This is a genomic window from Lysobacter tyrosinilyticus (assembly GCF_054779815.1).
The window spans coordinates 1303556-1328179 of the sequence record NZ_BAAGXN010000001.1 but is presented as its reverse complement, the minus strand read 5'-3'; the positions used below and the strand labels follow the sequence as shown (position 1 = coordinate 1328179).

Sequence of the window (24624 nt, the reverse complement as noted above, 5' to 3'; positions counted from 1 at the left end):
GTGACAGTTTAACCATACGGTGGTGACTGTGACAGTACGCACACCCCCGGAGGCCGAATGGATGGCGCAGTTGACAGTTCTTTGGGAAGAGAACCATACTCGGCCGTATGTTAAGCGTTTCATGCCAGCGTTTGAATCCGGGCCGCCATCGCCCGATTTCCGCGATGGCCCGGCGCTAAACCAACCCTACCGCCAGCCCGTCAACGACGCGTCGCGTCGGAGCCATCCATGAGCATTGCCCTTCCCTTCCTCGCCCTGCTGGTCGTCGGTGCGGTTGCCGCATACCACCGCCTTCGCCTCGCCGTATGGGCGGCTGCCTCGCTGACCGCCCTGATCGGCTGCCTGCTGGTCGGCTCGAACATCACCGCGACCATTATTGCGACCGTGCTGGGCGCGTTGGTCGCGGTGCCGCTGCTGGTGCCGCAGATCCGCCTGCCGTTTATTACCAAGCCGCTGCTCGGCTTCTACACCAAGATCCTGCCGCCGCTGTCGGAAACCGAACGCGTGGCACTGGAAGCCGGCACTGTGGGCTGGGAAGGCCAGCTGTTCTCGGGCAAGCCCGACTGGGATGTGCTCTTCGACCAGGCCAAGCCAGAGCTGCGTGCTGACGAACAGGCCTTCATCGACGGCCCGGTCGAAGAGGTCTGCCGCATGACCAACGACTGGCAGATCACCCATGTCAACGCCGACCTGACCCCGGAGATCTGGGAATACATCAAGAAGAACAAGTTCTTCGGCATGATCGTGCCGAAGGAATACGGCGGTCTGGGCTTCACCGCGCTGGGCAACCACAAGGTGATCCAGAAACTGGCCACCGTCTCGACGGTGCTCAGCTCGACCGTTGGCGTCCCGAACTCGTTGGGCCCGGCCGAGCTGCTGATGCACTACGGCACCAAGGAGCAGAAGGACTACTACCTGCCGCGCCTGGCCGACGGCCGCGAAGTGCCCTGCTTCGGCCTGACTGGTCCGTGGGCGGGCTCGGATGCAACGTCCATTCCCGACTACGGCATCGTGACCATGGGCGAGTGGAACGGCGCCCGCGTGGTCGGTGTGAAGCTGACCTTCGACAAGCGCTACATCACGCTCGCCCCGGTTGCGACGCTGATCGGTCTGGCCTTCCGCATGTACGACCCGGACGGCCTGATCGGCGACAAGAAGGACATCGGCATCACCCTCGCCCTGGTCCCGCGCGACACCGATGGCATCGACATCGGCCGCCGCCATTTCCCGCTCAACTCGACGTTCCAGAACGGCCCGATTCACGGCAAGGAAGTCTTCATCCCGCTCAGCCAGCTGATCGGTGGCGAAGCCTATGCCGGCAAGGGGTGGCAGATGCTGGTCGAGTGCCTGTCGATCGGTCGCTCCATTACCCTGCCCTCCACCGCCAGCGGCGGTGCAAAGTTCGGCGCCGTCGTCACCGGCGCCTACGCGCGCATCCGCAAGCAGTTCGGCCTGTCGGTCGGACGCTTCGAGGGCGTGGAAGAAGCACTCGCCCGCATCGGCGGCAAGGCCTACGCGATCAGTGCGTTGTCGGAAGCTGCCGCAGCAGCGGTATCGCGCGGCGAACTGCCGGCGGTGCCTTCGACCATCGCCAAGTACCACTGCACCGAGATGGCGCGTGAAGTCGCCACCGACGTTATGGACATCCACGGCGGCAAGGGCATCATCCTCGGCCCGAAGAATTACGCCGGCCGAAACTGGCAGGCACTGCCGATCATGATCACGGTGGAAGGCGCGAACATCATGACGCGCTCCCTCATGATCTTCGGCCAGGGCGCGATCCTGTGCCATCCATGGGTGCTGAAGGAAATGAAGGCGGCGAGCCTGCCGGATGCGAACGAACGCCTCACCGAATTCGACAAGAATCTGTTCGGCCACATCGGCTTCGCCTTCTCCAACGCGGTGCGCAGCTGGTGGTACGGCTTCACCAGCGCGCGCGTGGGCAAGGCTCCGGGCGATTCCTACACGCGTCGCTACTACCGCAAGCTCAACCGCTACTCCGCGGCGCTGGCGGTGATGGCCGACACCTCGATGCTACTGCTCGGCGGCAAGTTGAAGTTCAAGGAATCGCTGTCGGGTCGCCTCGGTGACGTACTGAGCCAGCTCTACATCGCCAGCGCGATGCTCAAGCGCTACGAGGACCAGGGCCGTCCGGTGTGCGATCAGCCGCTCCTGGCCTGGGCCATCCATGACAGCGTCAACAAGATCGAAACCGCGTTCTCCGCGGCGCTGCGCAACTTCCCGGTGCGTCCGGTCAGCTACCTGCTGTGGCTGCTGATCTTCCCCTGGGGCCGCCGCGCACAGGCGCCGAGCGATCGTCTTGGCCACAAGGTCGCCAGCCTGCTGATGTCGCCGAACGAAGCGCGCGACCGCCTCGCCGCCGGCACCTTCGTCACGCCGTGCGCCAACAACCCGGCGGGCCGTATCAACAGCTACCTGCCGAAGGTCGTGTTGGCCGAGCCGGTGGAGCGCAAGTTCCTCAAGGCTTTGAAGAACAGCGACATCGAGGCGCTGGACTTCACTGCACAGCTGGACGAAGGCGTGCGCGAAGGCTGGATCACTGCCGACGAACGCAAGCAGTTGGAAGAACTGCGCGAGATGACGATCGATGCGATCAGTGTCGACGACTTCGATCCCGAGGAGCTGCGTTCCGCCGGTTACCGGCGCGAACACTACGACAGCCGCGCCGCGGCCTGATCGAACGCAATCACCAAAAACGACGGCGGGCTCGACCCGCCGTCTCCTTTTCCGGAGTCATGCATGGCCGCTTCCGTGCTCGCGCAGTACCGCCGTTTGAGTCGCTGGCCCGCAGGCCGCTGGTTGTTCTCGCGCGCCGTCTGCCTGCGCGCGCCCTACTTCGCCACCATCGCCCCGCGCTTCATCAATCTGGAACCCGGACGTTGCGAAGTGCAGATCCGCGACCGGCGTCGCGTGCACAACCACATCGGCACGGTCCACGCGATCGCGCTGTGCAACCTGGCCGAACTGAGCGCGGGCGTCATGACCGAAGCATCGTTGCCGGCGACAATGCGCTGGATTCCCAAGGGCATGACGGTCGAATATCTGAAGAAGGCGCGCGGCACGATGCACGCCATCGCCATGCCCGATATCGCCATCGTCGAGGCCGCGTCCGGCTACGAATTGCCCGTCACGGTCTCGGTGCGCGACGGCGAGGGCGATGAAGTCTTTCGCGCCCGCATCGCGATGTGGCTCTCACCCAGGTCACGCAGCTAGCACGGCCGCCATCGCCAGCAACGCTGGCACCGACTGCACGAAGAAGATCCGCCGACTGACCGTCGCCGCGCCATAGATGCCGGCGACGATGACGCAGCCCAGGAAGAACATTTCGAATTCGTGCGAGGCGGTTGCAACGCCGTATACAAGCCCGGCGGCAAGGAAGCCGTTGTAAAGCCCTTGATTGGCCGCCAGCACTTTCGATTGCTCCGCCTTCTCGAGGGACTGGCGGAATACCTTCAAGCCAATCGGCCTGGTCCACAGGAACATCTCCAGCACCAGGAAGTACAGGTGCAGTGCGGCGACCAGCAGCACCAGGATCACGGCGAGAACAGCCATCTTCAGCTCCCAGGATGGGTTTCAGGCATGCCGCCAGCGCGGCATGGACAACATACCGATCGCATCACGTTGCGCCCACCTGGTGTGCAGGCATGGAATCCTCGCGCCGCGCGGTCTCGGCAAGCCGCCAGCCAATCGCCGTCGCCATCGCGCCCCACGAGGCCGCCAACAACGAGAAGCCGGCAATACCCACGCCAACGCCGCGCAGGCCGTCCATGACGGAAGCAACGGTCAAGTCGCCAAAACGCCACACGGCCGTGTCGACCGCGTTCTTCCCCTTGTAGCGCAGGGTGCGCGGGACCATCGAGAACAGGCTTTCGCGCGCAGGCCCGACCAGTCCGTAGGCCAGCGCGCGGCTTACAACGAGCGCCAGTGCGACCCATGGCATGAGCAGGAAGAATTCGGCCATCGCACGGACCAGTCCTAGGCCGTTGGGAATATTCGCCACCTTCTCCGCAACCTGCGCCGCACTGAACCCGGTAACAGCCGCATGCGGGTCCGCGGCGAAGAAAACCATCAACAGCACGATAGTCACGCCCAGGCCCCACAACGCGATGAGCGCCCCGGCACCCGCGCGCGGCAGCAGCCAGCGCGTCAGCGTGAGCTGCAGGATGACCTGCAGGGTGTTGGTGGACAGGTCCATGCCGCTGAAGAAGCGCGTTCGCGCGATCGCGTCGGTGAAATGGTCCTTGGCGTAGTCCGCAACCAGCGCATAGTTGACCGTGCCAATGCCGTCGCCCAGCAGCAACAGCAGCGACATGCCACGCACGAAGGGATTGGCGAACACCTGCTTCAGGCCGTCCCACATGCTGCCACCCACGGCGGCTTCATGGCCGACTTCGAAGCGTCGCGCGCCGAATACGCGCGCCCATCGTCCCAGCATCACTGCGCAAGACGCGGCCAAGATCAGCAGCGTTGCGGATACGACCAGCAGCGGCGCCACGCCGATTCGCGCCACCAGCAGCTGCGTAAGCACTGGGCCGCAGATGGCACCTGTAGTCCCGCCGAGCGCGATGATGGGGAACAGACGCCGCGCCTGGCCTTCGTCCCAGATGTCCGCCATAAAGCTCCAGAACACCGCGACGACGAACAGGTTGAACACGCTTACCCAGACGAAGAACACCACTCCCAGCACGTAGGGCGCCATCAGTCCTTCGTAAGTGAAGAACGGAATGAAGCCGAACAGGCACACGATGAAAAATGCATACACCACCGGCACCACGACGCGTCGCGGATAGCGTGAAGCGAGCGCCGAGAACACCGGCGTCAACAACAGCGTCGAAACAAAGACGGTGGCGTAGAACCAGGTCTGGTTGGTGGATCCGCCCACGGCGGCGAACAACTGTTCGCGCACGGGCCGCAGGATGTAATACGCCGCCAGCACGCAGAAGAAGTAGACGAAGGAGAGCATGACCGCCCGCCATTCCCCCGTATGGACGCGCCGACCGGCCGGGCCCGCGACGTTGTGGGTCATGCAAGCGCTCCTGGAAATCCCGCGCCACGGTAGCCCAAGCTCGTGGCCCCCGCTACCGGTACCGACGCGACCTCATGGACGGCCCGCCCTCTCCCAGAGCAAATGCTCTAGGCCCGGGGCATAGCGTCGGCGCGGTCATCAGGCGGTAATGCAGGGGCGGTCCGTTGTACGACTACATCATCATCGGTGCCGGCTCGGCCGGCTGCGTTCTGGCCAACCGGCTGACCGAAGACCCCGATTGCAAAGTCCTGCTGCTCGAAGCCGGCCCGCGCGACTGGCATCCCTTCATCCACATGCCTGCCGGACTGTCGAAGCTGGTCAACAAGAAGGGCGTGAACTGGGACTACAGCACCGCTCCCGAGGCAGCGCTCAACAACCGCGTGATGTGGTGGCCTCGCGGCAAAGTCCTGGGCGGCTCCAGCTCCATCAATGCCATGTGCTACATCCGTGGCGTAAACGCCGACTACGACGACTGGGCGGCGCATGGCGCCACCGGCTGGGGCTGGAATGACGTACTGCCCTACTTCAAGCGCAGCGAGCACAACTCCCGCGGCGGCGATGCGCTGCACGGCGGACACGGTCCGCTTTACGTTGCCGACCTGCGTTACACCAATCCGTTGTCCAAGGCTTTCATCGAAGCGGGACAGCAGGCGGGCTACGCACTCAACGACGACTTCAACGGACCCGAGCAGCAGGGCTTCGGTTTCTACCAGGTCACCCAGAAGGACGGGGCGCGCTGTTCCTCGGCGGTCGCTTACCTCCACCCCATTCGCGAGCGGCACAACCTCACCGTAGTAACCGGCGCGCAGGCAAACCGGATCACCTTCGAGCACAGCCGGGCGAACGGCGTGACCTATCGCGTCGGCAACAAGGCATTCCACCAGGTCGCGACCCGCGAAGTACTACTCAGCGGCGGCGCGATCAATTCGCCGCAGCTGCTGATGCTGTCGGGCATCGGCCCGGCCGCACATCTGCGCCGGCATGGCATCGATGTGGTGGTCGACGCGGCGCAGGTCGGCGAGAACCTGCAGGATCATCTCGACATCTGCACGTTGCAGCACTCGACTCAGCGCGTGACCTACGACCGCGTCAGCGACGCGAAGATCGCATTCGACTACTACCTGCGCGGACACAGCGGCGCTGGCAGCAGCAACATCGCCGAAGCCGGAGCGTTCATCCGCTCGCGGTACGCGCCCGACGGGCGTGCCGACATCCAGTTCCACTTCGTCCCGGCGATGCTCGACGACCATGGCCGTCACCGCCTAACCGGCGATGGCTACACCGCGCACACCTGTTTCCTGCGCCCACGCAGCCGTGGCCGCATCCTGCTCGCCAGCGCCAACGCGGGCGACAAGGCGCGCATCGAGGCCAACTATCTCAGCGATCCGGAAGGCTTCGACCTGAAGATGATGGTCGAGTGCGCGAAGGTCTCACGCGAGGTGTTCGCCCAGAAGGCCTTCGATCCTTACCGCGGTGCGCCGATCTTCCCGGCACGCAACGACCTTTCGGATGCGGAGCTGGTGGAGTTCATCCGCGCCAAGGCGGAAACGGTCTATCACCCGATCGGAACCTGCCGCATGGGCAGCGACGCGCAATCGGTGGTCGACCCGCAACTGCGCGTACGCGGCGTGGACGGCCTGCGCGTGGTCGACGCGTCGGTGATGCCGACACTGATCGGCGGCAACACCAATGCACCCACCATCATGATCGCCGAGCGCGCCGCGGACCTGATTACTGGACGCATCCAGTAGCTTGCGAATCGGCGATCACGAACGTCCCAGCATTGGCGGCAATGGGCAATGCAGCACGCCACAGATCGTGCGCAACAACTCGGCCTCAGCCACGTCGACGCGACCATCGTGACCGATGGTCGCGGTGATGGCTTCGATCAGGACCTCCTTCGCCAGCGGCTCCAGCGCATCCAGCGGTACCCAGACGTCGTCCAGGCCCGCGATGCCGTTGGTGCGCGCCACATAGGGCAAGGCGTGGTCGGGAATCACGCGCTGGATGCCGGTTAGATAGGCCTGCCGCGCAGCTTCGGACTCGGGGCTCCCGCATTGCGCGACTACGGTTAGCAGCGTGGTGATCTCACTGCGCACCTCGCTGAGCTTGCGTCGTCCGAAGCGCGCGTAACGCGAGGGATCCAGCGACTCGCGCACGTGCACGGTAAGCAGGCGTGCGAGGCAATACTCGAATAGCGAGACGTTGCCATCCGCGTACACCATCGCATTGACCGCATCGAGGAAGACATCGAGCTCCGGCCGCGGACGCAGGCGCAGTACTGGAAAGGCCAACGCCGCCACCGGCAGCCGCAGGGCGGGATGCATTGCCGCCAGCGACTCCTGATGCAGTCTTCGCACCTCCAGCGCAACGGTCTTGCCGAGGCGTGCCGAGATTTCGAGCGCCTGCTTGTCGGCAATGCCGACGTCATTGTCCAGCAGCAATGCGAGCAGTAGCGGTATCACGGATTCACGCTGCGCGGCCAGCGCGCGCACTTCGTCCGGAATATGCGCGGCGATGACATCGGCGCGGCGATAGTCGTCCGCACCCGGGTGCGCGACCTGTGCCGCCACGGCGGCCGGAGTTATCGGCTGTTCGGTCGCAGGTGCCGGCAGCGGCGGCGTAACGCCACGTTCGGCCAGCCCCAGGGCCGCGTCTTCGTCGAGGCCGTTGGGCGGTACGGCGTGCCATTGCGCGCGCAGGCGCTCAAGCTGCGGCCCGCTGAAGCTGGGTTCCAGTGCCTGGATCCGTTCGACCAGCGGTGGATGCGTGGCAAACCAGCTGCTCAGCCCCACGCCATCACCGAACAGCATGTGGCTGACTTCTTCTGCATCGCCGCGATGGCTGAGCTTGCTGCCCTCGTCGATGCCTCCAATCTTTTTCAATGCGCCGGCGAGCCCGGTGGTCTGGCGCGTGAACTGCACGGCCGAAGCATCGGCGAGCCGCTCGCGCGAGCGGCTCACGCCTGCCTTGATCAGTCGACCGAAGAACAGGCCGATATAGCCGACGACGATCGCGATCAGCGCAGCGACGAAGATCGCACCGGCGTTGCGGTCGCGACCACGGCCCAGTTCGAGCACCTTGCGGCCAATGATCGCCAGCATGAGGATGCCGAACAGCACGCCGATCAATCGAATGTTCAGGCGCATGTCGCCGTTGAGGATGTGGCTGAACTCGTGGGCGATGACGCCCTGCAGCTCGTCGCGATTGAGCCGCTCCAGCGCACCGCGCGTGACCGCAACCACCGCGTCGGAAGGCGAATAGCCCGCTGCGAACGCATTGATGCCGGCTTCGTGCTCGAGCACGTATAGCTTGGGCATCGGCACGCCGGAGGCGATGGCGATTTCCTCGACCACGTTGCGCAGGCGGCGCAAATGGAAGTCGTTGCTGTGTTCGGGTACGGCGACGCCGCCCATCTGCAGCGCCACGGATTCTCCGCCGCCACGAAGGGTGGCGACGCGATACAAGGAGCCCAGCCCGATAATGGCGAGCGTGGTCAACGACGCGAAGACGAGCATTGCGCCGACTTCGACGGGATCCTTGTCCGGACTGTCGTAAACGAGCCAGGCCGCTGCGTCCACGGCAATCACTATCCCCGCTACTGCCAGCGTGAACAGCACGACCAGTCGTGTGGAACTGCGCCGCGCCGCGGCCTGATGTTCGAAGAAATTCATCTACGAAGTCCGGATGATCTGCGAGATGCGCGCGGAGCCCGCGCTGCACGAAGCACTGCGGCGACCGAAGTCGCCGCAACGCGTGAAGCCGGAACCGCTGCTTTGGTGACTAGAACTGCACCTTGGGCGCGGCACGTACCTGCGCCTGCTGCTCGGCCGGGATTTCCAGCAGCGCGGCAGGGGCGAAATTGAACATGCCGGCAACCACGCTACCCGGGAATACTTCGCGCCGGTTGTTGTAGGCCATCACGCTGTCGTTGAAGGCCTGGCGGGCGAAGGCGACCTTGTTTTCGGTCGAGGTCAGCTCCTCGGTGAGCTGCATCATGTTCTGGTTGGCCTTGAGGTCGGGGTAGGCCTCGGCGACGGCCAGCAGGCGGCCTAGGGCGCCGTTGAGCTGGCTCTGGGTAGCGGCGAGCTGCTCCATCGCGGCCGGATCGCCCGGGCTGGCCTTGGCAGCGGACAGGCCGGAGATGGCGGCCCCGCGCGCGGCGATCACCGCCTCGAGGGTCTCGCGCTCGTGCTTGAGATAACCCTTGGCGGTTTCCACCAGGTTGGGGATCAGGTCGAAGCGCCGCTGGAGCTGGACGTCGATCTGGGCAAACGCATTCTTGAAGGCATTCCGGCCGGTAACCAAGCCGTTGTAGATGCCCATCGCCCAGAACGCCAACACGATCACCAAACCTAACAAAATCAGCAAGCTGAACATGCTTGTTACTCCCTTCCCTTGATTTTTGGCGCTATGATCAGGCGCGATTGACAGCATACGCAGGCGCTGCGAGCGATGAAAGAAAAGCCCCGCCGCCGGTACCGCAGGATGTGGCAAGCCGGATTGATCGTCTCGTGCCTGATGACCCAGGCACTTGGGTCGGCCCAAACCCCACTGCGCTGGGAGGGGAAGACCACCGCGCAGGCCCCTGCTTCCCGCACGGGCTTCATTGATCGCGCGTCAGCGCAGAACGTCCTGCCGCTTGGCTCCAACTTCGATGTCGCCCAATTCGAGGCGATGGCGCAGCAGCTGGTCGCCAACGAACGCATCCCGGGCATGGCCATGGCCATCGTCCACAACGGCCAGGTCCTGAGCGCGCGCGGTTACGGCATCACCGATACCCGCGCCCCGCTGCCGGTGGACGGCCATACCGTTTTCCGTCTCGCCTCTTTGTCGAAGGCCTTCGCCGGCACGCTTACGGGGTTGCTGGTCAATGACGGTACGCTGCGCTGGGATACCCACCTCACCCAGTACGACCCGGACTTCCGTCTCGCGGACCCGACCGCGGCGGCCAAGCTCACCGTGGCAGACCTGCTGAGCCATCGCGTGGGCCTGCGCCACAACGCCTATGACCGCGATCTGGAAGCCAATGTCGATTACGCGACCCTGACCAAGAAGCTGGCCTACGCGCCGATGGAATGCGCGCCGGGCTCCTGCTACGGCTACCAGAACATCGCCTTCAGCCTGGTCGGCGACGTGATCCAGGGCGCCACCGGCCAGCCGTACGGCCAGGCCGTGCAGAACCGCATCTTCCGCCCGCTGGGCATGAGCGATGCCAGCGTCGGCCTCGACGGCATCCTCGGCAGCCCCAACTGGGCCCGTCCGCACGTCCGCACCCGCGGAGGCTGGCTGTCGCTGACCCCCAAGCAGAGCTACTACAACGTCTCCCCGGCCGCCGGCGTCAACGCCAGCGCCAGCGACATGGCGCAATGGCTGCTGGCCCATACCGGCCACCGTCCTGACGTGCTGTCTGCGCCGCTGCTGGCCACGCTCCACCAGGCCCTGGTATCCACGCCTACCGAGCTGCGCGGCTCCTCCTGGCGCCGCGAACGTCTGAATTCGGCGGGCTATGCCCTCGGCTGGCGCGTGTACGACTACGCCGGCAACAACCTGATCTTCCACGGCGGCGCGGTGCAGGGTTACCGCGGCGTGGTCGCGATGCTGCCCGACCGCGACTTGGGCATCGCCATCCTGTGGAACAGTGAGAGCTCGCTGCCCACCGGCCTGATGCCGACCATGCTCGACCGCGCCATCGGCCTGAACGATCGCGCCTGGCTGGACGTCGAATTCGACGAACCGTCGCTGTTCGCCGAAACCAACAGCGGGCCGTCCAACGTGCTGCCGAAGGTGGTCAATCGCAACGATGCTGGTACCACCACGACCAAGACCTCGTCGGCCCCCAGGTAAGCGACGCCCCACGAAGGATTCCCACAGCGGCGGATCGGCAACGATCCGCCGCTGTGTTTTTGAGGCCTGGTCTCGAGCCAAACCAAACGCGTTCCGCTTGTAGTGTTTTCGCCGAGAGCTCGCTTTCGGCGCCGCTCATTTCAATCAGAGACGGCCGCGCCGTCTGCCACCAGGAAATGAACACCGGTGCCGCCCAAATCCCCTCCGCATTGCCCGTATGCATGGGATGGGGCAAGCTAGCGGCCGTTTTAGACGGACCCGGATGCCCGCGTGCGCCCAAGCCTTCGCCTGCTCCCGTTGTCGCTCTGCATCGCGCTGGCCCTGCCCGCCCACGCCAAGGGTGACGACGACGAGAACTGGGGACTGTGTCCGATCGTCGACGCGCTGCCGGGGTTCGATCAGCCGCCACCGGTGACGACCAGCGCGCCGGAGACACGCACCGAGCAGCCCACGAACATCGAGGGCGATCAGGCCGACACCCTGGAAGACACCAGCACGCTGTTCCAGGGCAACGTCAATCTGAGCCGCGGCGACCAGGCGCTGCACACTGACAAGCTGACCTACAACCGCGAGACTGGCGACTACGTAGCCGAAGGCAGCGTGCGCTACCAGGATTCGGGGATGCGCGTGATCGCCGAGCGCGCCAGCGGCAACCAGGAGAAGGACACTCACCGGATCGAGGACCTGCGGTACCAGCTGACCCGGCGTCGCGGCAACGGCGGCGCTGAAGCCATCGAGATGCATGGTGCAGAAGGCGCATTGATCGGCTCCACCTACTCGACCTGCGATCCCAATCAGCGCGTGTGGGAGCTGCGCGCCAGGCGCATCGATATCGACACCGAGGAAGGCATGGGCGTGGCGCACAATGCGACGCTGCGCATCGGCAAGGTGCCGGTGCTGCACGTGCCATGGTTCATGTTCCCGATCGACGATCGCCGCCGCACCGGCCTGTTGTATCCGTCGATCTCGTTTTCCGGCCGCAATGGTTTCGACTGGCGCCAGCCGATCTACCTCAACCTGGCCCCCAATTACGACGCCACGCTCAATCCGCGCTACATGAGCGAGCGCGGCATCGCGCTGGGTGGCGAATTCCGCTGGCTGTATGAAGAAGGCAGCGGCAAAGTCTCCGGCAATTACATGCCGCACGACCGGCTGCCCGAGAACGAGCCCACCCGATATGCAGGCAGCCCGCCGGCGAACGACCGCGGGGCGCTCCAGGTCAACGCGATCCATCGCCTCGACAGTCGCTGGTTCGCGCGCGCCGATGTGGGCTGGGTGAGCGACACGCATTACTTCGAAGACTTCAACAACAGTCTTTACGGCATTTCGGCTTCGTTCGTGACCAGCACCACCGGTCTTTACGGACGCGGTCGCTGGTGGGATGCAGGCGTGATGGTGGATCACCACCAACTCGCGGACTACACACTCAACGAACGCAGCATGCCCTTCGACCGGCTGCCGCGCGGCTATGTGCATTGGGCGCAGCCCTTCGGCAACTGGCTCGAGGCGGGCGTGGATTCGGAAGTCGTGCGTTTCGAGCACGACGAAGTCAATCAGGTCACACCGCTGCCGAACATCAATATCCCGGGCGGCAGCCGTTTCGATTTCAAGCCCTACGTCAGCCTCCCGCTGGAGGGCAGCAGCTGGTTCCTGCGACCGAAACTGGCCTGGCGCCATACCGCCTACCAGCTCGACGGCTCAGCGCAAGAGCGCGCCAGCGAGTACGTAGTGCGCTATGAACCGTCGCTCGATACGAGCACGCCCGCGGGACAGGCGCGGCTCCAGCAGCTGGTCGAGCAGTTCAGCGACGACCGGCCTACGCGCAGCTTGCCGATCACCAGCATCGACGCGGGTCTGTTCTTCGATCGCGAAACCACCATCCGCGGCGACCGTTATCTGCACACGCTGGAGCCGCGACTGTTCTATCTGCGCGTGCCCTACGAGAACCAGGACGGGCTGCCGGTCTTCGATACCGCGCCGCTGACCTTCAGCTGGGGACAGTTGTTCCGCGACAACCGCTTCGGCGGAGCGGACCGTCAGTCCGATGCCAACCAGCTCACCACCGCCCTCACCACGCGCCTGATCGGCGAGGACGACGGCCGCGAACGCCTGTCGGTCAGCCTGGGGCAGATCAAGTATTTCGACGCGTCGCGCGTCGTCATGCCCGGTGAAGCCGTCGTGCAGCAGGGCAAGTCGGCGTGGGTGGCCGAGACCACGGTCGCACCGAGCGATCGCTGGAGCATCTCCGCCGCCTACCAATGGGACCCGAAGTACCGCGGCACCAACCTGGCAAGCCTGCGTGCGCGCTACCTGATCGGCAACGAGGGCATCGTCAACATCGGCTATCGCTTCCGTCGCGATCCGGTCACGCGCAACGACCTGTTCAAGCAAGCCGACTTCTCGTTCCTGTATCCGGTCAATCCGAACTGGAGTCTGGTCGGCCGCTACTACTACTCGTTGCTCGACCATAAGCCGCTCGAACAACTGGCCGGCGTTCAATGGGAAAGCTGCTGTCTGGCCGTGCGCGTGCTGGGCCGACGCTACCTGCGCAACCGCACCGGCGACCTGAACAACAGCCTGCAGGTGGAGTTCGAATTGAAGGGTTTGGGCTCCGCAGGCCAGGACACGAGGCGTATCCTGCGCCGTGCTATCCTCGGTTACGACCGCGACGATCTCTATCTCGTCCCGCCCTCGTCGGTGAATCGCACCGACAGCGACTTGGTTCCAGACCCCATTCCATGAAGAAATTCCTTGCGTGCCTCTTCACGGCCGCGGCCCTGTCCGGCGCCCCGGCCATCGCCCAGCAGCAGTCGTCCTCGCTCCAGCCATTGGACCGTATCGCCGGTATCGTCGACGAGGACGTGATCCTGCGCAGCGAGCTCGACCGCGCTGTCGCGAACATCACTCGTCAGTATGCAGGCCGCGAAAACCAGCTTCCGCCGCGTGACGTGCTGGAACGCCAGGTGCTGGAGCGCCTAGTGCTGATGAAGCTCCAGCTGGCACGCGCCGAGCAGACCGGCGTACGCGTGACGGATCAGGAAGTCGATTCGACCATCGCCGGCATTGCGCGTCAGAACAATCTCACGAACGACCAGCTGCGCCAGCAGGCCGCGGCCGATGGCGGCACGTTCGACGACTTCCGCAACACGATCCGTGACGAGCTGGTGGTGCAGCGCATGCGCCAGCGCTTCGCGCAGAGCCGGATTTCGGTGAGCGAAGCGGAAATCCAGGCCGCGATGGAGACGCAGAAGAACGCGGGCGTCCAGTTCCACCTCGCCCACATCCTGGTCGGACTGCCGGAAGGCGCCACGCCGGATCAGATCAAGACGGCGAAGAGCAAGATCGAAGGTGTGCAGGGCCTGGTCGATCGCGGCGAGATGGACTTCTCCGCAGCCGCGGTGCGCTACTCCGACAGCCCCAACGCGCTGGAAGGCGGCGATCTGGGCTGGCGTTCGATGGACGAGATTCCCGCCGCGTTTGCTGCGCTGGTCAAGAACATGAAGCCCGGTGACGTCACCGCACCCCTGCGCGGCGCCAGCGGCTATCAGTTGCTCAAGCTGGTGGAAGTGCGCGACGAAGCGCAGTCCACCGCTGGCAGCATGGTCACGCAGGTTCATGCCCGCCACATCCTGATCCGCGTCAACGACGTCGTCACCGAAGCGGCTGCCAAGGCGAAGATCGACACGATCGCCGCGCGCCTCAAGGGCGGTGCAGACTTCGTCCAGGTCGCGCGCGAGGAATCGCAGGATCTCAGTTCGCAGGCCAAGGGTGGCGACCTGGGTTGGTTCGTACCGGAGCAGTACGGCACCGACTTCGGCGGCCAGGTGGCCGCACTGAACGACGGCCAGATTTCCGCTCCGTTCCACACCGACGCTGGCTGGCACGTCGTCCAACGCGTCGAGACGCGCCAGACCGACGCCAGCGATGAAAACCGTCGCGCACGCATCAGCGACACCATCGGCCGCCGCAAGCTCGAGGACGAATGGAATCGCTACCTGCAGGAAATGCGCGGCGACGCCTACTTCGTCGACATGCGTAACGGCCTGCCCGCCGAACAGACCGCGCCTGCGAAGGAAACCAAGCCGGCCTCCCAGCCCAACGGCTGAGCCATGAGGCCTGTCAGGCTTGCGCTGGTTCCGGGCGAGCCCGCAGGCGTCGGACCGGAACTATGCGTGCGGCTGGCGCAACAGCCGCGCGACTATGACCTTAGCGTCTTCGCCGATCCCCGGACGCTGCACGCCGCGGCATCTGCACTACAGCTGCCGCTTCATCTCGTTCCGCCGGGCAGCGACCAGCGCCGCCAGGGTGAGTTGGCAATAGTCGAGATCGACCAGCCGATCTTTGCCGAATGGGGCCGGCCGGAACCCCGCAATGCCGCCTCCGTGATCGGCGCGCTGCAACAGGCCGCTGCAGGTTGCCTGCGTGGCGAATTCGACGGCCTCGTCACTGGCCCCGTGCACAAGGCCGCCATCAACGACGGCGGCATCGCCTACACCGGCACTACCGAGCTCCTCGCCAGCCAGGCCGCCCGCGACGTTGTGATGATGCTGGCCAACGACATCGTCCGCGTCGCTTTGGTCACGACCCACCTGCCGCTGCGCGACGTGCCGGATGCGATCACGCCGCAAGCCGTTGAACGCACCCTCCGTATAACCCACGCCGCGCTGCGCCACGATTTCGGCATCGTCGATCCCGTCATCGCCGTGCTCGGTCTCAACCCGCATGCCGGCGAAGCCGGGCATCTGGGCGGCGAAGAGATTGCAGTGATCGAACCGGTCCTCGCCGCACTGCGTGAAGAAGGCCTGCAGCTGGTAGGCCCGTTGCCCGCCGACACCGCTTTTCTCCCAGCCAAGCTGCAGGGGTTCGACGCCGTGGTCGCCATGTACCACGACCAGGGCCTGCCGGTGCTCAAGTACAGCGGCTTCGAACGAGCGGTCAACCTCACTCTCGGCCTGCCCTACCCGCGCGTCGCCGTCGACCACGGCACCGCCCTGGACTTGGCCGGCCGAGGCATAGCCGATCCTACCAGCCTGTTCGCCGCCGCCGACACATGCGCGGGCATCGCGCGACGTCGCCACAACCGATCCTTGTAGAGCGGAGCTTGCTCCGCTGCTTTTCCCGGGCTGTGCGCTGGGAAAAGCCCACACAAGAACTTCGGGCCCAACCACCCGCTATCTGATTCGGTCCTGACGGGGATCGTGTCGCTTTTGTAGATCCGGGGCTGCCCGGACCGCAGTTGAGCTTGTGACAGGGCGAACCGGACAGGCCCTGGCGCTACGAAAAGCAGCGGAGCAAGCTCCGCTCTACAAAGCCAGGACGGTCACGGATAATCCGCGAATGACTCGATCCACCGCCTTCACCGAACCGGCCAAGAAACACCTCGGCCAGCACTTCCTGCACGAGCGCGGGATCATCAGCAAGATCGTGCAGGCAGTGGACCCGCAGCCCGGCGACCGCCTCGTCGAGATCGGGCCCGGCCAGGGCGCGATCACCTTCCCGCTGCTCGATCGCCACCACGAACTCACCGTCATCGAGTTCGACCGCGATCTGATCTTCCCGCTCACGGAAGCAGCGCGCGCGCATGGCACGCTCGAGGTCATCCATCGCGACGTGCTCACCGTCGACTTCAGCGCGTTGGCGCATAACGGCGGACCGATCCGCCTGGTCGGCAACCTGCCCTACAACCTTTCCTCGCCGATCCTGTTCCATGCAATGGAGCACGCCGCGGCGATCCGCGACATGCACTTCATGCTGCAGAAGGAAGTCGTCGATCGCATGGCGGCGGAACCGGGCAGCAAGGTGTACGGACGCCTAAGCGTGATGCTGCAGGCGTACTGCCGCGTCACGCCGCTGTTCACCGTGCCGCCGGGCGCGTTCCGTCCGCCGCCGAAGGTCGATTCGGCGGTAGTTCGTCTGATTCCGCGTGATCCCGCGACGATCGATGTCCGCGATCCGGCGAAGTTCGAAGCCGTCGTGCGCGATGCCTTCGGCCAGCGACGCAAGACGCTGCGCAATGCGCTGTCGCAGCAGTGCGATGCTGCGGCGATCGAGGCCGCAGGCGTGCGCCCGGACGCACGCGCGGAACAGATTGCGGTGGACGACTTCGTCCGATTGGCGAATTCGTTGTCGGACTAGAAGGCCGTCTCGTGGCAACCAGAATTACTGGTTGCCCATCGACGCCAGCCGCGCGTGCGGCATCAACATCACCGCGACGTACAACCTACCGCGGGCGAGCATCGCGCACTACACTGCCACCATGGAAAGCCTTTACGCCATCGACATCGATGTCGCTACCCGCTACCTCGACGATCAGTCCGAGCCGGAGCAGGACCGCTACGTCTTCTCCTACACCATCCGCATCCGCAACAGCGGCAACGTGCCCGCGCGGCTGCTGACGCGCCACTGGATCATCACCGACGCCAACGGCAAGACCGAAGAGGTCGAGGGTGAAGGCGTGGTCGGCGAACAGCCCTATCTGCGTCCCGGCGAAAACTTCGAATACACCTCGGGCGCGGTGCTGGAGACCGACCTCGGCACGATGCGCGGCGACTACCAGATGCTGGCCGACGACGGCACGCAGTTCAAGGCGCCGATTCCCGCCTTCACCCTGACCATTCCGCGGACGCTGCACTGATGGCTGTCTGGGCGATTGGCGACCTGCAGGGCTGCTACGACGCGACGCAACGGCTGCTCGAGCGGCTGGCCTTCGATCCTGCGCGCGATTCGCTGTGGTTCTGTGGCGACCTGGTCAACCGCGGCGGCCAGTCGGTGGAGACCCTGCGCCTGGTGCATTCGCTGCGCGCGAACAGCATCGTCGTGCTCGGCAATCACGATCTTTCACTGCTCGCCATCAGCGAGCGTCGCGAAGAAGAACAACGCAAGGTCAATCCCGACCTTCAGGGCGTGCTGTTCGCGCCGGACCGTGACGAACTGATCGGCTGGCTGCGCAAGCAGAAGCTGGTGCACGTCGATCGTTCGCTGGGCTGGATGATGGTGCACGCCGGGATTGCGCCGAAGTGGACCACGGCGATGGCCGAGCGCCACGCGCGCGAGGTGGAGGAGCGCCTGCATGGCGACCAGCCCGCGCGCCTGCTGAAGAACATGTACGGCGACAAGCCCGCATGGCATCCCAAGCTCACCGGCATCGACCGGCATCGCGCGATCATCAACATCTTCACCCGACTGCGTTACTGCTCGCCGCGCGGCCGCATTTCGTTCGAGGACAAGGGCGTGCCGGGCACGCAGCCGCCGGGCTTCTATCCCTGGTACGAAGTGCCGGGCCGCGTCGAGCGCGATCTGAAGGTCGTGTGCGGTCACTGGTCCACGCTGGGGCTGTTCATCGGCCATGGCGTGCATGCGATCGACACGGGGGCGGTGTGGGGCGGCAAGCTCACCGCCCTGCAGCTGGATACCGACGAACTGCGCGTCGTGCAGGTACCCGGCCGCGACGTGCCGGCAAATCCACCGCGCCCTCGCCCGCCGCACCGGCCGCCACAGGGCAAATAGGCTGCTGCACTGCATGCGAACGAAGGCAGTGAGGTCCGCATGCATGGCGCTGCTGCTGGTCGCCGCCCTGGCGGCTTGCTCACGCACATCGCAACCGACGGCCACAGCCTCCGACGCACCTGCGAGGCAACAGCCTGCCACTTCGCCTGCACTCCCGGCGCCTGCCCTGGTCACCGCAGCGAGGCGACAGATTGGCGTCACCGTCCGCTATGACCCGGCCTACGTGCGACTGCCCTATCCCGGCGGCGATGTGGCCGCAGACCGCGGCGTCTGCACCGATGTCGTGATCCGCGCATTCCGCACCCAGGGCCTGGATCTGCAGCAACGCGTGCACGAGGACATGCGTGCCCACTTCGGCGCCTATCCGAAGCAATGGGGCCTGCACGCGCCGGACGCCAATATCGACCACCGGCGCGTGCCGAACCTGCAGCGCTGGTTCGAGCGGCAACGCTGGAACTTGGAGATCAGCGCCCGGGCCGAGGCTTACCAGCCGGGCGACCTGGTGACGTGGGACCTGGGCGGCAACGTGCCGCACATCGGCATCGTGTCGGAACGTCGCTCGATATTCGGCCCACCGCTCATCATCCACAACATCGGCCGCGGCGCGCGCGAGGACAACATCCTCTTCGGATACCGCATCACCGGCCATTACCGGCCGCCGCTGGACCTTCAGCGCGTGGCGTCCACCCGCGAATAGTCGACGAACGCGAACGCGGACGCGTGCCGTGCATCCGCGGGGTGTTCCTCGCGGGAATCGATACGCCACCCGGATGGATCGAACGAAGGGAAGAAGGCGTCAGCGCCTTCTACTTCGGTATCGACGTGCGTGAGGTGCATGCGCGCGGCATCAGGCAGGCACAAGGTGTAGATCTCGCCGCCACCTATCACGCACAGCTCGTCGGCGCCGGACTCAACTGCGCGCTGTTGTGCCGCTTCCAGCGACGCCACCGCTTCCATGCCCGCGAAAGGCACCTGTCCCGAACGCGTGAGCACGAGATTGAGGCGGCTAGGCAATGCACGACCCAACGACTGTGCGGTCTTGCGCCCCATCAGCACCGGTTTGCCCAAGGTGAGCGCCTTGAAACGCTTAAGGTCGTCGGGCAGATGCCAAGGCAGCGCATTGCCGCGGCCGATGGCGTGATGGCGATCGAGTGCCGCGAGCAGTACGAGTGCGACGGTGCGATGGGGCGTCATGACTTCCGGAGGGTGGTGCGGTTGGCGTTGAGGCAGCGAGCTCAGGCGACCCTGTATTGCGTCGATCAGGCATGCACCCGCCGCGAAGCGGTTTCGACAAGAATGAATTGTTAGCCTTGCAGGCCGTAGTAGGCAGAGTACGAGCCGGCCAGTGTCAACGCGCTGGAGGCAGCGTACGCCAGCAACATCACCCCCGTGGCAATGGCTCCCTTTTTGAAGCCGCGCGACCGAAAGAAGTAGTAGGGCAAAGCAACAATGGCGAGCGCAATTACGCTCACGTTGAGCCACGGCGAACGTCGGTAACCGAGTTGAGTCGAGTCCAGCCGGTACCAGAAGAAGATTAGGGCGACGCCAATGAGCGTGAATGCCACTGCCGTTGGTGGAAATGGTCGGCCAGGGTAGAAGTACTGGTCTATGGCTCCGGACGCGAACGAAGCTATGGCCAGGATGGCAAGTACCAGGTTCTTATGATTCACGAAACTCTTCCCCTGCAAAGCTAACGTCTGGATCAAGGCGGCTTAGGCCTGAATGAATTGTTAGGTCGCCGCCTGTGATGTGCATCTATAGGCGACGAGCCGGAACTAGAAGGTCAAGCTCGCGGATCGCAGCTGAAGCTTTGGATATGGCCCAGGCCACCGACACTAGGTTGAGCAGTGGCGTGAGAAATGCGAGGTAAAAAAATAACTGAATGCTTGCAGCAATCTTCCGCGAACCCAGGAGTCTCGTGCGTTGCGCAAACTCGTTACTTTCCAGATCTCCCTCCCAAAGTTCCAACTGACGACAGACCATTGCGAATCCGACTATCGCTAGCAATGAAGTTGCAACCCAGAGCAGCGATGTAACTTTCCCAGGCATTTGCCAGCCACCCAGTAGGTCAGCCTGTCGCAGCACAATTTCGACCAGGAACGGGAGCTGAAAAAGCACGGCCGCGATTAGGAGCTTGCGCGCGAATTGCAGAGAACCCTTTTGTCGGCGAAGCGCATGAATCGACGCCATGCTGGTGAATCCTTGATGAGCGATGAAGGTCGGTGCGGCCTAACGCGCATCAGACCGCGACCGGCGCCTTGATCGCCGGCGCCGGATCGTAGTTCTCGATTGCGATGTCGTCGTAGCTGAAGCCGAAGATATCGCGCACTTCGGGATTGAGCTTCAGCTGCGGCAGCGGACGCGGCTGGCGCGACAGCTGCTCGCGCGCCTGGTCGTAATGGTTCGAATACAGGTGCGCATCGCCCAGCGTGTGCACGAAGTCGCCCACGCCCAGGCCGCAGACCTGCGCCACCATGTGCGTCAGCAGCGCGTAGCTGGCGATATTGAACGGCACGCCGAGGAAGATGTCGCCGCTGCGCTGGTAGAGCTGGCAGCTGAGCTTTCCGTCGGCGACATAGAACTGGAACATCGTGTGGCACGGCATCAGCGCCATGTGCGGCAGGTCGGCGACATTCCAGGCCGAAACGATCAGGCGGCGCGAATCGGGATTGCGCTTGATTTCATCGACCACCCACTGGATCTGGTCGATCTCCTTGCCGTCGGGACCGGCCCAGCGCCGCCACTGCTTTCCATATACCGGGCCGAGTTGGCCGTTGGCGTCCGCCCATTCGTCCCAGATCGAGACCTTGTTGTCCTTCAGGTAGGCAACGTTGGTGTCGCCCTGCAGGAACCACAGCAGCTCGTGCACGATCGAGCGCAGGTGCAGCTTCTTGGTCGTGACCAGCGGGAAGCCTTCGTTGAGGTCGAAGCGCATCTGCCAGCCGAACACGCTGCGCGTGCCGGTGCCGGTGCGGTCGGCCTTCTCGCTGCCGTGCTCGAGCACATGACGAAGGAGTTCCAGGTATTGCTTCATTGATTGGCTCTCCTCAGTGCGACAACGCCGGCTGCAACGTCGGCGAGCGACGCGACAGCCACAACCAGAACAGGCCCAGCGCGATTAGCGGCAGGCTCAACACCTGCCCCATCGTCAGCCAGCCGAAGGCGATGTAGCCGATCTGCGCATCCGGCACGCGGACGAATTCGACGACGAACCGGAACAGGCCATACAGCAGCGCGAACAGGCCGGACACCGCGTAGCGCGGTCGCGGTTTGCGCGAGTACCACCACAGCGCCACGAACATGACCAGGCCTTCGAGGCCCGCCTGGTACAGCTGCGAGGGATGACGCGCGAACTGGTCGAGCGCGCCGCTCGCGAACTGGGTCTGCAGCTGCTGCATCGACAGGCCCTGCAGATCCGGATCGGTCGGGAACACGACGCCCCAGCTCCCACCGGTCGTTTTGCCCCACAGCTCGCCGTTGATGTAGTTGCCGAGGCGGCCGAAGCCGAGACCGGGCGGCACCAGCGGGGCGATGAAATCGACGGTGTCGAACAGGTGCAGTTTCTGCCGACGCGACCACCACCACGCTGCGAACACGACACCGAGCAGGCCGCCGTGGAAGCTCATGCCACCCTGCCACACCTTGAACACCTGCAGCGGGTGTTCGATGTACGTGGGCAGGTCGTAGAACAGGATGTAGCCGAGGCGGCCGCCCAGCACCACGCCGAGCGCGCCATAGAAGATCAGATCGCCGTAGCCCTGCTCGTTCACGCCCGGTAGGCGCCCGGCGCGCACGCGCCGCAGTCCCAGCCACCAGGCGGCGATGAACGCCAGCAGGTACATCACGCCGTACCAGTGGATCTGCGGATGCACGCTGCCGAGGACGGGCAGGTTCCAGGTACCGAGGTCGAGGGCGATCGGGTCGATCTGGTGCAGTACGGTCATGCCGGGGAATGCTTCGCGGAGGACCTTCGTATTGTGCCCGAGCAGGACGACTCGGTGCCGGAACCGATTGCCCTCGCCCCGGGCTGCCACTTGTAGAGCGGAGCTTGCTCCGCTGCTTTTCCCGGCACCTGACGGCGCAGCGGAGCAAGCTCCGCTCTACAAGACCCGGAACAGCCGTCCTACAGCAGATGCGGCTCGTCGGGCAGCTCGTTCGTATCGACGTAGTCCGCGTCGCGCGGAAAGTGGGCTTCGACCAGTTCCGACAATGCCTCGATGCCACCCAGGACTGCCGCTTCCGGCTCCCCTGCGCGCAACCGCTCCTCGATCAGCTGACACGCGCCGCGCCATTGCTCGGGACTGACCCGGTCATTGAAGCCGCGATCGGCAACGATCTCGATGCGGTGATCGGCCAGCAGCAGATAGAGCAGCACGCCGTTGTTGGCGTGGGTGTCCCAGACCCGCAGTTGCGCGAAGACTTCCTGCGCACGATCGCGTGCCTGCGCGCCCGCGAGTACCGCGCGGGGGTGCAATGCGCTCTCGACGGCGAAGCGAATCTCGCCGGTATGGCGCGCCTCGCTGGCCGCGATCGCAGCGGCAATGCGCTGCAGCGAATCCGACGAGAACAGGCGCCGCGAAGGCATGGCGAACAGGTGCTTGAGCAATCGCATCGCAGGCTCCTACCAGCTGCCGGAGGCGCCGCCGCCTCCACTCATGCCACCGCCGCCGGACCAACCGCCTCCGCCGCCGCCAAAACCGCCGCCGCCACCGAATCCACCACCGCCCCAGCCACCACCACCACCGAATCCGCCCCAATGACGGTCACCGGCATAACGGCCGCTGGGCAGACTGGCGAGGCCCACGAAGAAACCGATCAGACCGCCGATGCCGCCGGCCACCAGCGCGGAAGAAATCAGCCAGGCGACGCCACCGGCCGCGGCACCGCCCAACAGGCCGCGCAGGAATGAGGGCACCGGATTGAGGAAGGCGCGCGCGACCTGAGCCACGATGAAGGCCGCGAACAGTGCGAACAGAAATCCGCCGCCCGCGCCTCCTTTGCCTCTATGCCGCGTTTCTACCAGCGGCGCCGGCAATTCCTCGCCGTCGACAAGTTTCACGAGCACGGCCGTCGCGTCGACTAGTCCGCCATTGAAGTCGCCAGCACGAAATTTCGGTGCCATGTATTCGCTGATGACGCGAATGGCGGTCGCGTCCGGAATCGCGCCTTCGAGGCCGTAACCCGTTTCGATCTTCACGCGATGGTCGTTCTTTGCCACCACCACCAACAAGCCATCGTTGACGCCCTTGCGCCCGAGCTTGTACTCGTCGAACGCGCGCACCGCGTACTGCGCGATGTCCTCCGGCTCCGTGGTCGGCACGATCAGCACCTGCAGCTGGCTGCCCTTGCGTTGCTGCAAGGCCAATGCCTGCGCTTCCAGCTGCTGTTTGGTCGCCGCGTCCAGCGTCATCGTGGTGTCGATGACCGGACCGGTCAGCGGCGGAATCGCGGCCAGCTGCTGCGCCTGCGCTAACGCGCAGGCGCACATCAGCACGACGAGGACGATGAAACGCCGCAATATCACGGGCTCAAGGCGCCTTCAGCGCTCAGCCACCCGACGGAGCGGGCTGCTGCGCCGGCGGCTGCTGCGCCGGCTGACCGAAGTCGACCTTCGGCGCTTCCTGGATCTGCTGTTCGTTCTCGACGGTGAAGTTCGGCTTGGTCTGGTAGCCGAACACCTTCGCGGTGAGGTTCTGCGGGAACGAGCGGATGAAAGTGTTGTAGTCCTGCACCGACACGATGTAGCGCTGGCGCTCCACCGAGATGCGGTTCTCGGTGCCTTCCAGCTGCGCCTGCAGCTGCAGGAAGTTCTGGTCGGCCTTGAGCTGCGGGTAGTTCTCGCTGACCACCAGCAGGCGGCCGATCGCGCTCTTCAGTTCGGTCTGGGCCTGCTGGAACTGCTGGATCGAAGCCGGATCGTCCGCGTTGACGTTGATGCTGCCGACCTTGGAACGCGCCTCGGTCACCTGCGTCAGCACCTGCTGCTCGTGGGTGGCGTAGCCGCGCACGGTGGCGACCAGGTTCGGCACGAGATCGGCGCGGCGCTTGTAGACGTTGAGCACCTGCGACCAGGCAGCCTTCACCGCCTCGTCCTTCTGCTGGATGGTGTTGTAGCCGCAGCCGCTGAGCATGCCGGCCAGGCAGACCAGGACCAGCGTCATGAGGAGCTTGCGCATGGAATTCCCCTTAGTGGAGGCTAGGTGGTAACGATCCGTTCGTCGCGC

The 24624-nt window shown here is 64.9% G+C and carries 23 protein-coding genes; 11 read left to right on the top strand and 12 right to left on the bottom strand.

Going from position 1 to position 24624, the window contains the following annotated elements:
- Window positions 1-228: 228 nt before the first annotated feature.
- Both ACYVGK_RS05690 and ACYVGK_RS05685 read left to right on the top strand, forming a co-directional pair.
- Window positions 229-2697, top strand: a complete 2469-nt coding sequence (locus ACYVGK_RS05690; RefSeq protein WP_460732269.1) for an acyl-CoA dehydrogenase — start codon at window positions 229-231, stop codon at window positions 2695-2697.
- 63 nt (window positions 2698-2760) lie between these two features.
- A complete protein-coding gene (locus tag ACYVGK_RS05685) occupies window positions 2761-3234 on the top strand; it encodes a hotdog fold domain-containing protein (protein WP_460732268.1) in 474 nt (157 codons plus the stop codon).
- On the opposite strand, the gene ACYVGK_RS05680 is transcribed toward ACYVGK_RS05685, so the two are convergent.
- Entirely contained in the window at window positions 3223-3573 is a 351-nt protein-coding gene (locus tag ACYVGK_RS05680) for a DUF1304 domain-containing protein (RefSeq protein ID WP_460732267.1), read from the bottom strand. The genes ACYVGK_RS05685 and ACYVGK_RS05680 overlap by 12 nt on opposite strands.
- A gap of 64 nt (window positions 3574-3637) precedes the next feature.
- On the bottom strand, window positions 3638-5047 hold the full coding sequence (locus ACYVGK_RS05675; RefSeq protein WP_460732266.1) for an NTP/NDP exchange transporter: 1410 nt from the start codon (window positions 5045-5047) through the stop codon (window positions 3638-3640).
- Window positions 5048-5211: 164 nt separating this feature from the next.
- Here ACYVGK_RS05675 and ACYVGK_RS05670 point away from each other — a divergent pair, with 164 nt between their 5' ends.
- Window positions 5212-6798, top strand: a complete 1587-nt coding sequence (locus ACYVGK_RS05670) for a GMC family oxidoreductase (RefSeq protein ID WP_460732265.1) — start codon at window positions 5212-5214, stop codon at window positions 6796-6798.
- A gap of 15 nt (window positions 6799-6813) precedes the next feature.
- Here the strand turns inward: ACYVGK_RS05670 and ACYVGK_RS05665 are convergent, their stop codons facing one another.
- Both ACYVGK_RS05665 and ACYVGK_RS05660 read right to left on the bottom strand, forming a co-directional pair.
- Window positions 6814-8721, bottom strand: coding sequence for a M48 family metallopeptidase (locus ACYVGK_RS05665; protein ID WP_460732264.1), 1908 nt, complete (start codon window positions 8719-8721; stop codon window positions 6814-6816).
- A gap of 109 nt (window positions 8722-8830) precedes the next feature.
- Window positions 8831-9427, bottom strand: coding sequence for a LemA family protein (locus ACYVGK_RS05660; protein ID WP_460732263.1), 597 nt, complete (start codon window positions 9425-9427; stop codon window positions 8831-8833).
- Between the two features lie 75 nt (window positions 9428-9502).
- Between ACYVGK_RS05660 and ACYVGK_RS05655 the strand changes: the two genes are divergently transcribed.
- The 8 genes from ACYVGK_RS05655 (at window position 9503) to ACYVGK_RS05620 (ending at window position 19097) form a co-directional block, all read left to right on the top strand.
- A complete protein-coding gene (locus ACYVGK_RS05655) occupies window positions 9503-10894 on the top strand; it encodes a serine hydrolase domain-containing protein (RefSeq protein ID WP_460732262.1) in 1392 nt (463 codons plus the stop codon).
- A 270-nt stretch (window positions 10895-11164) separates the two neighbouring features.
- On the top strand, window positions 11165-13636 hold the full coding sequence (lptD, locus tag ACYVGK_RS05650; RefSeq protein ID WP_460732261.1) for an LPS-assembly protein LptD: 2472 nt from the start codon (window positions 11165-11167) through the stop codon (window positions 13634-13636).
- Window positions 13633-15000, top strand: coding sequence for a peptidylprolyl isomerase (locus tag ACYVGK_RS05645; RefSeq protein WP_460732260.1), 1368 nt, complete (start codon window positions 13633-13635; stop codon window positions 14998-15000). Before lptD ends, ACYVGK_RS05645 begins: the two co-directional genes overlap by 4 nt.
- 3 nt (window positions 15001-15003) lie before the next feature.
- Window positions 15004-15987 (top strand): 4-hydroxythreonine-4-phosphate dehydrogenase PdxA, encoded by a 984-nt coding sequence (gene pdxA / locus ACYVGK_RS05640; protein WP_460732259.1) that lies wholly within the window; start codon window positions 15004-15006, stop codon window positions 15985-15987.
- 244 nt (window positions 15988-16231) lie between these two features.
- Complete coding sequence (gene rsmA, locus ACYVGK_RS05635; protein ID WP_460732258.1) at window positions 16232-17029, top strand: 16S rRNA (adenine(1518)-N(6)/adenine(1519)-N(6))-dimethyltransferase RsmA; 798 nt, start codon at window positions 16232-16234, stop codon at window positions 17027-17029.
- Between the two features lie 121 nt (window positions 17030-17150).
- Window positions 17151-17528, top strand: coding sequence for a Co2+/Mg2+ efflux protein ApaG (gene apaG / locus ACYVGK_RS05630; protein WP_460732460.1), 378 nt, complete (start codon window positions 17151-17153; stop codon window positions 17526-17528).
- Window positions 17528-18400, top strand: coding sequence for a symmetrical bis(5'-nucleosyl)-tetraphosphatase (locus ACYVGK_RS05625; protein WP_460732257.1), 873 nt, complete (start codon window positions 17528-17530; stop codon window positions 18398-18400). Before apaG ends, ACYVGK_RS05625 begins: the two co-directional genes overlap by 1 nt.
- 43 nt (window positions 18401-18443) lie before the next feature.
- The gene (locus ACYVGK_RS05620) at window positions 18444-19097 is read left to right on the top strand and encodes a DUF1287 domain-containing protein (RefSeq protein ID WP_460732256.1); all 654 of its coding nucleotides are present in this window, start codon (window positions 18444-18446) and stop codon (window positions 19095-19097) included.
- Here the strand turns inward: ACYVGK_RS05620 and ACYVGK_RS05615 are convergent.
- The 8 genes from ACYVGK_RS05615 to ACYVGK_RS05580 form a co-directional block, all read right to left on the bottom strand.
- On the bottom strand, window positions 19070-19594 hold the full coding sequence (locus tag ACYVGK_RS05615; protein WP_460732255.1) for a dihydrofolate reductase: 525 nt from the start codon (window positions 19592-19594) through the stop codon (window positions 19070-19072). The two genes, ACYVGK_RS05620 and ACYVGK_RS05615, sit on opposite strands and share 28 nt — an antisense overlap.
- 110 nt (window positions 19595-19704) lie before the next feature.
- Entirely contained in the window at window positions 19705-20070 is a 366-nt protein-coding gene (locus ACYVGK_RS05610; protein ID WP_460732254.1) for a hypothetical protein, read from the bottom strand.
- 85 nt (window positions 20071-20155) lie between these two features.
- Entirely contained in the window at window positions 20156-20590 is a 435-nt protein-coding gene (locus tag ACYVGK_RS05605; protein ID WP_460732253.1) for a hypothetical protein, read from the bottom strand.
- A 49-nt stretch (window positions 20591-20639) separates the two neighbouring features.
- Complete coding sequence (locus ACYVGK_RS05600) at window positions 20640-21434, bottom strand: thymidylate synthase (protein ID WP_460732252.1); 795 nt, start codon at window positions 21432-21434, stop codon at window positions 20640-20642.
- A gap of 13 nt (window positions 21435-21447) precedes the next feature.
- Window positions 21448-22344 (bottom strand): prolipoprotein diacylglyceryl transferase, encoded by an 897-nt coding sequence (lgt, locus tag ACYVGK_RS05595; protein ID WP_460732251.1) that lies wholly within the window; start codon window positions 22342-22344, stop codon window positions 21448-21450.
- Window positions 22345-22523: 179 nt separating this feature from the next.
- Window positions 22524-23012 (bottom strand): TPM domain-containing protein, encoded by a 489-nt coding sequence (locus ACYVGK_RS05590; protein ID WP_460732250.1) that lies wholly within the window; start codon window positions 23010-23012, stop codon window positions 22524-22526.
- 9 nt (window positions 23013-23021) lie between these two features.
- On the bottom strand, window positions 23022-23918 hold the full coding sequence (locus tag ACYVGK_RS05585; protein WP_460732459.1) for a TPM domain-containing protein: 897 nt from the start codon (window positions 23916-23918) through the stop codon (window positions 23022-23024).
- A 28-nt stretch (window positions 23919-23946) separates the two neighbouring features.
- Window positions 23947-24576: a LemA family protein gene (locus tag ACYVGK_RS05580; RefSeq protein WP_460732249.1), complete on the bottom strand. Its 630-nt coding sequence runs from the start codon at window positions 24574-24576 to the stop codon at window positions 23947-23949.
- Window positions 24577-24624 lie beyond the last annotated feature (48 nt).

Excerpts from the sequence above, each read along its gene's own strand:
- ACYVGK_RS05690 (WP_460732269.1), top strand. The coding sequence starts at position 229 with ATGAGCATTGCCCTTCCCTTCCTCGCCCTGCTGGTCGTCGGTGCGGTT.
- ACYVGK_RS05685 (WP_460732268.1), top strand. The coding sequence starts at position 2,761 with ATGGCCGCTTCCGTGCTCGCGCAGTACCGCCGTTTGAGTCGCTGGCCC.
- ACYVGK_RS05680 (WP_460732267.1), bottom strand. The coding sequence starts at position 3,573 with ATGGCTGTTCTCGCCGTGATCCTGGTGCTGCTGGTCGCCGCACTGCAC.
- ACYVGK_RS05675 (WP_460732266.1), bottom strand. The coding sequence starts at position 5,047 with ATGACCCACAACGTCGCGGGCCCGGCCGGTCGGCGCGTCCATACGGGG.
- ACYVGK_RS05665 (WP_460732264.1), bottom strand. The coding sequence starts at position 8,721 with ATGAATTTCTTCGAACATCAGGCCGCGGCGCGGCGCAGTTCCACACGA.
- ACYVGK_RS05660 (WP_460732263.1), bottom strand. The coding sequence starts at position 9,427 with ATGTTCAGCTTGCTGATTTTGTTAGGTTTGGTGATCGTGTTGGCGTTC.
- ACYVGK_RS05655 (WP_460732262.1), top strand. The coding sequence starts at position 9,503 with ATGAAAGAAAAGCCCCGCCGCCGGTACCGCAGGATGTGGCAAGCCGGA.
- ACYVGK_RS05645 (WP_460732260.1), top strand. The coding sequence starts at position 13,633 with ATGAAGAAATTCCTTGCGTGCCTCTTCACGGCCGCGGCCCTGTCCGGC.
- pdxA (WP_460732259.1), top strand. The coding sequence starts at position 15,004 with ATGAGGCCTGTCAGGCTTGCGCTGGTTCCGGGCGAGCCCGCAGGCGTC.
- rsmA (WP_460732258.1), top strand. The coding sequence starts at position 16,232 with ATGACTCGATCCACCGCCTTCACCGAACCGGCCAAGAAACACCTCGGC.
- apaG (WP_460732460.1), top strand. The coding sequence starts at position 17,151 with ATGGAAAGCCTTTACGCCATCGACATCGATGTCGCTACCCGCTACCTC.
- ACYVGK_RS05625 (WP_460732257.1), top strand. The coding sequence starts at position 17,528 with ATGGCTGTCTGGGCGATTGGCGACCTGCAGGGCTGCTACGACGCGACG.
- ACYVGK_RS05620 (WP_460732256.1), top strand. The coding sequence starts at position 18,444 with ATGGCGCTGCTGCTGGTCGCCGCCCTGGCGGCTTGCTCACGCACATCG.
- ACYVGK_RS05615 (WP_460732255.1), bottom strand. The coding sequence starts at position 19,594 with ATGACGCCCCATCGCACCGTCGCACTCGTACTGCTCGCGGCACTCGAT.
- ACYVGK_RS05605 (WP_460732253.1), bottom strand. The coding sequence starts at position 20,590 with ATGGCGTCGATTCATGCGCTTCGCCGACAAAAGGGTTCTCTGCAATTC.
- ACYVGK_RS05600 (WP_460732252.1), bottom strand. The coding sequence starts at position 21,434 with ATGAAGCAATACCTGGAACTCCTTCGTCATGTGCTCGAGCACGGCAGC.
- lgt (WP_460732251.1), bottom strand. The coding sequence starts at position 22,344 with ATGACCGTACTGCACCAGATCGACCCGATCGCCCTCGACCTCGGTACC.
- ACYVGK_RS05590 (WP_460732250.1), bottom strand. The coding sequence starts at position 23,012 with ATGCGATTGCTCAAGCACCTGTTCGCCATGCCTTCGCGGCGCCTGTTC.
- ACYVGK_RS05580 (WP_460732249.1), bottom strand. The coding sequence starts at position 24,576 with ATGCGCAAGCTCCTCATGACGCTGGTCCTGGTCTGCCTGGCCGGCATG.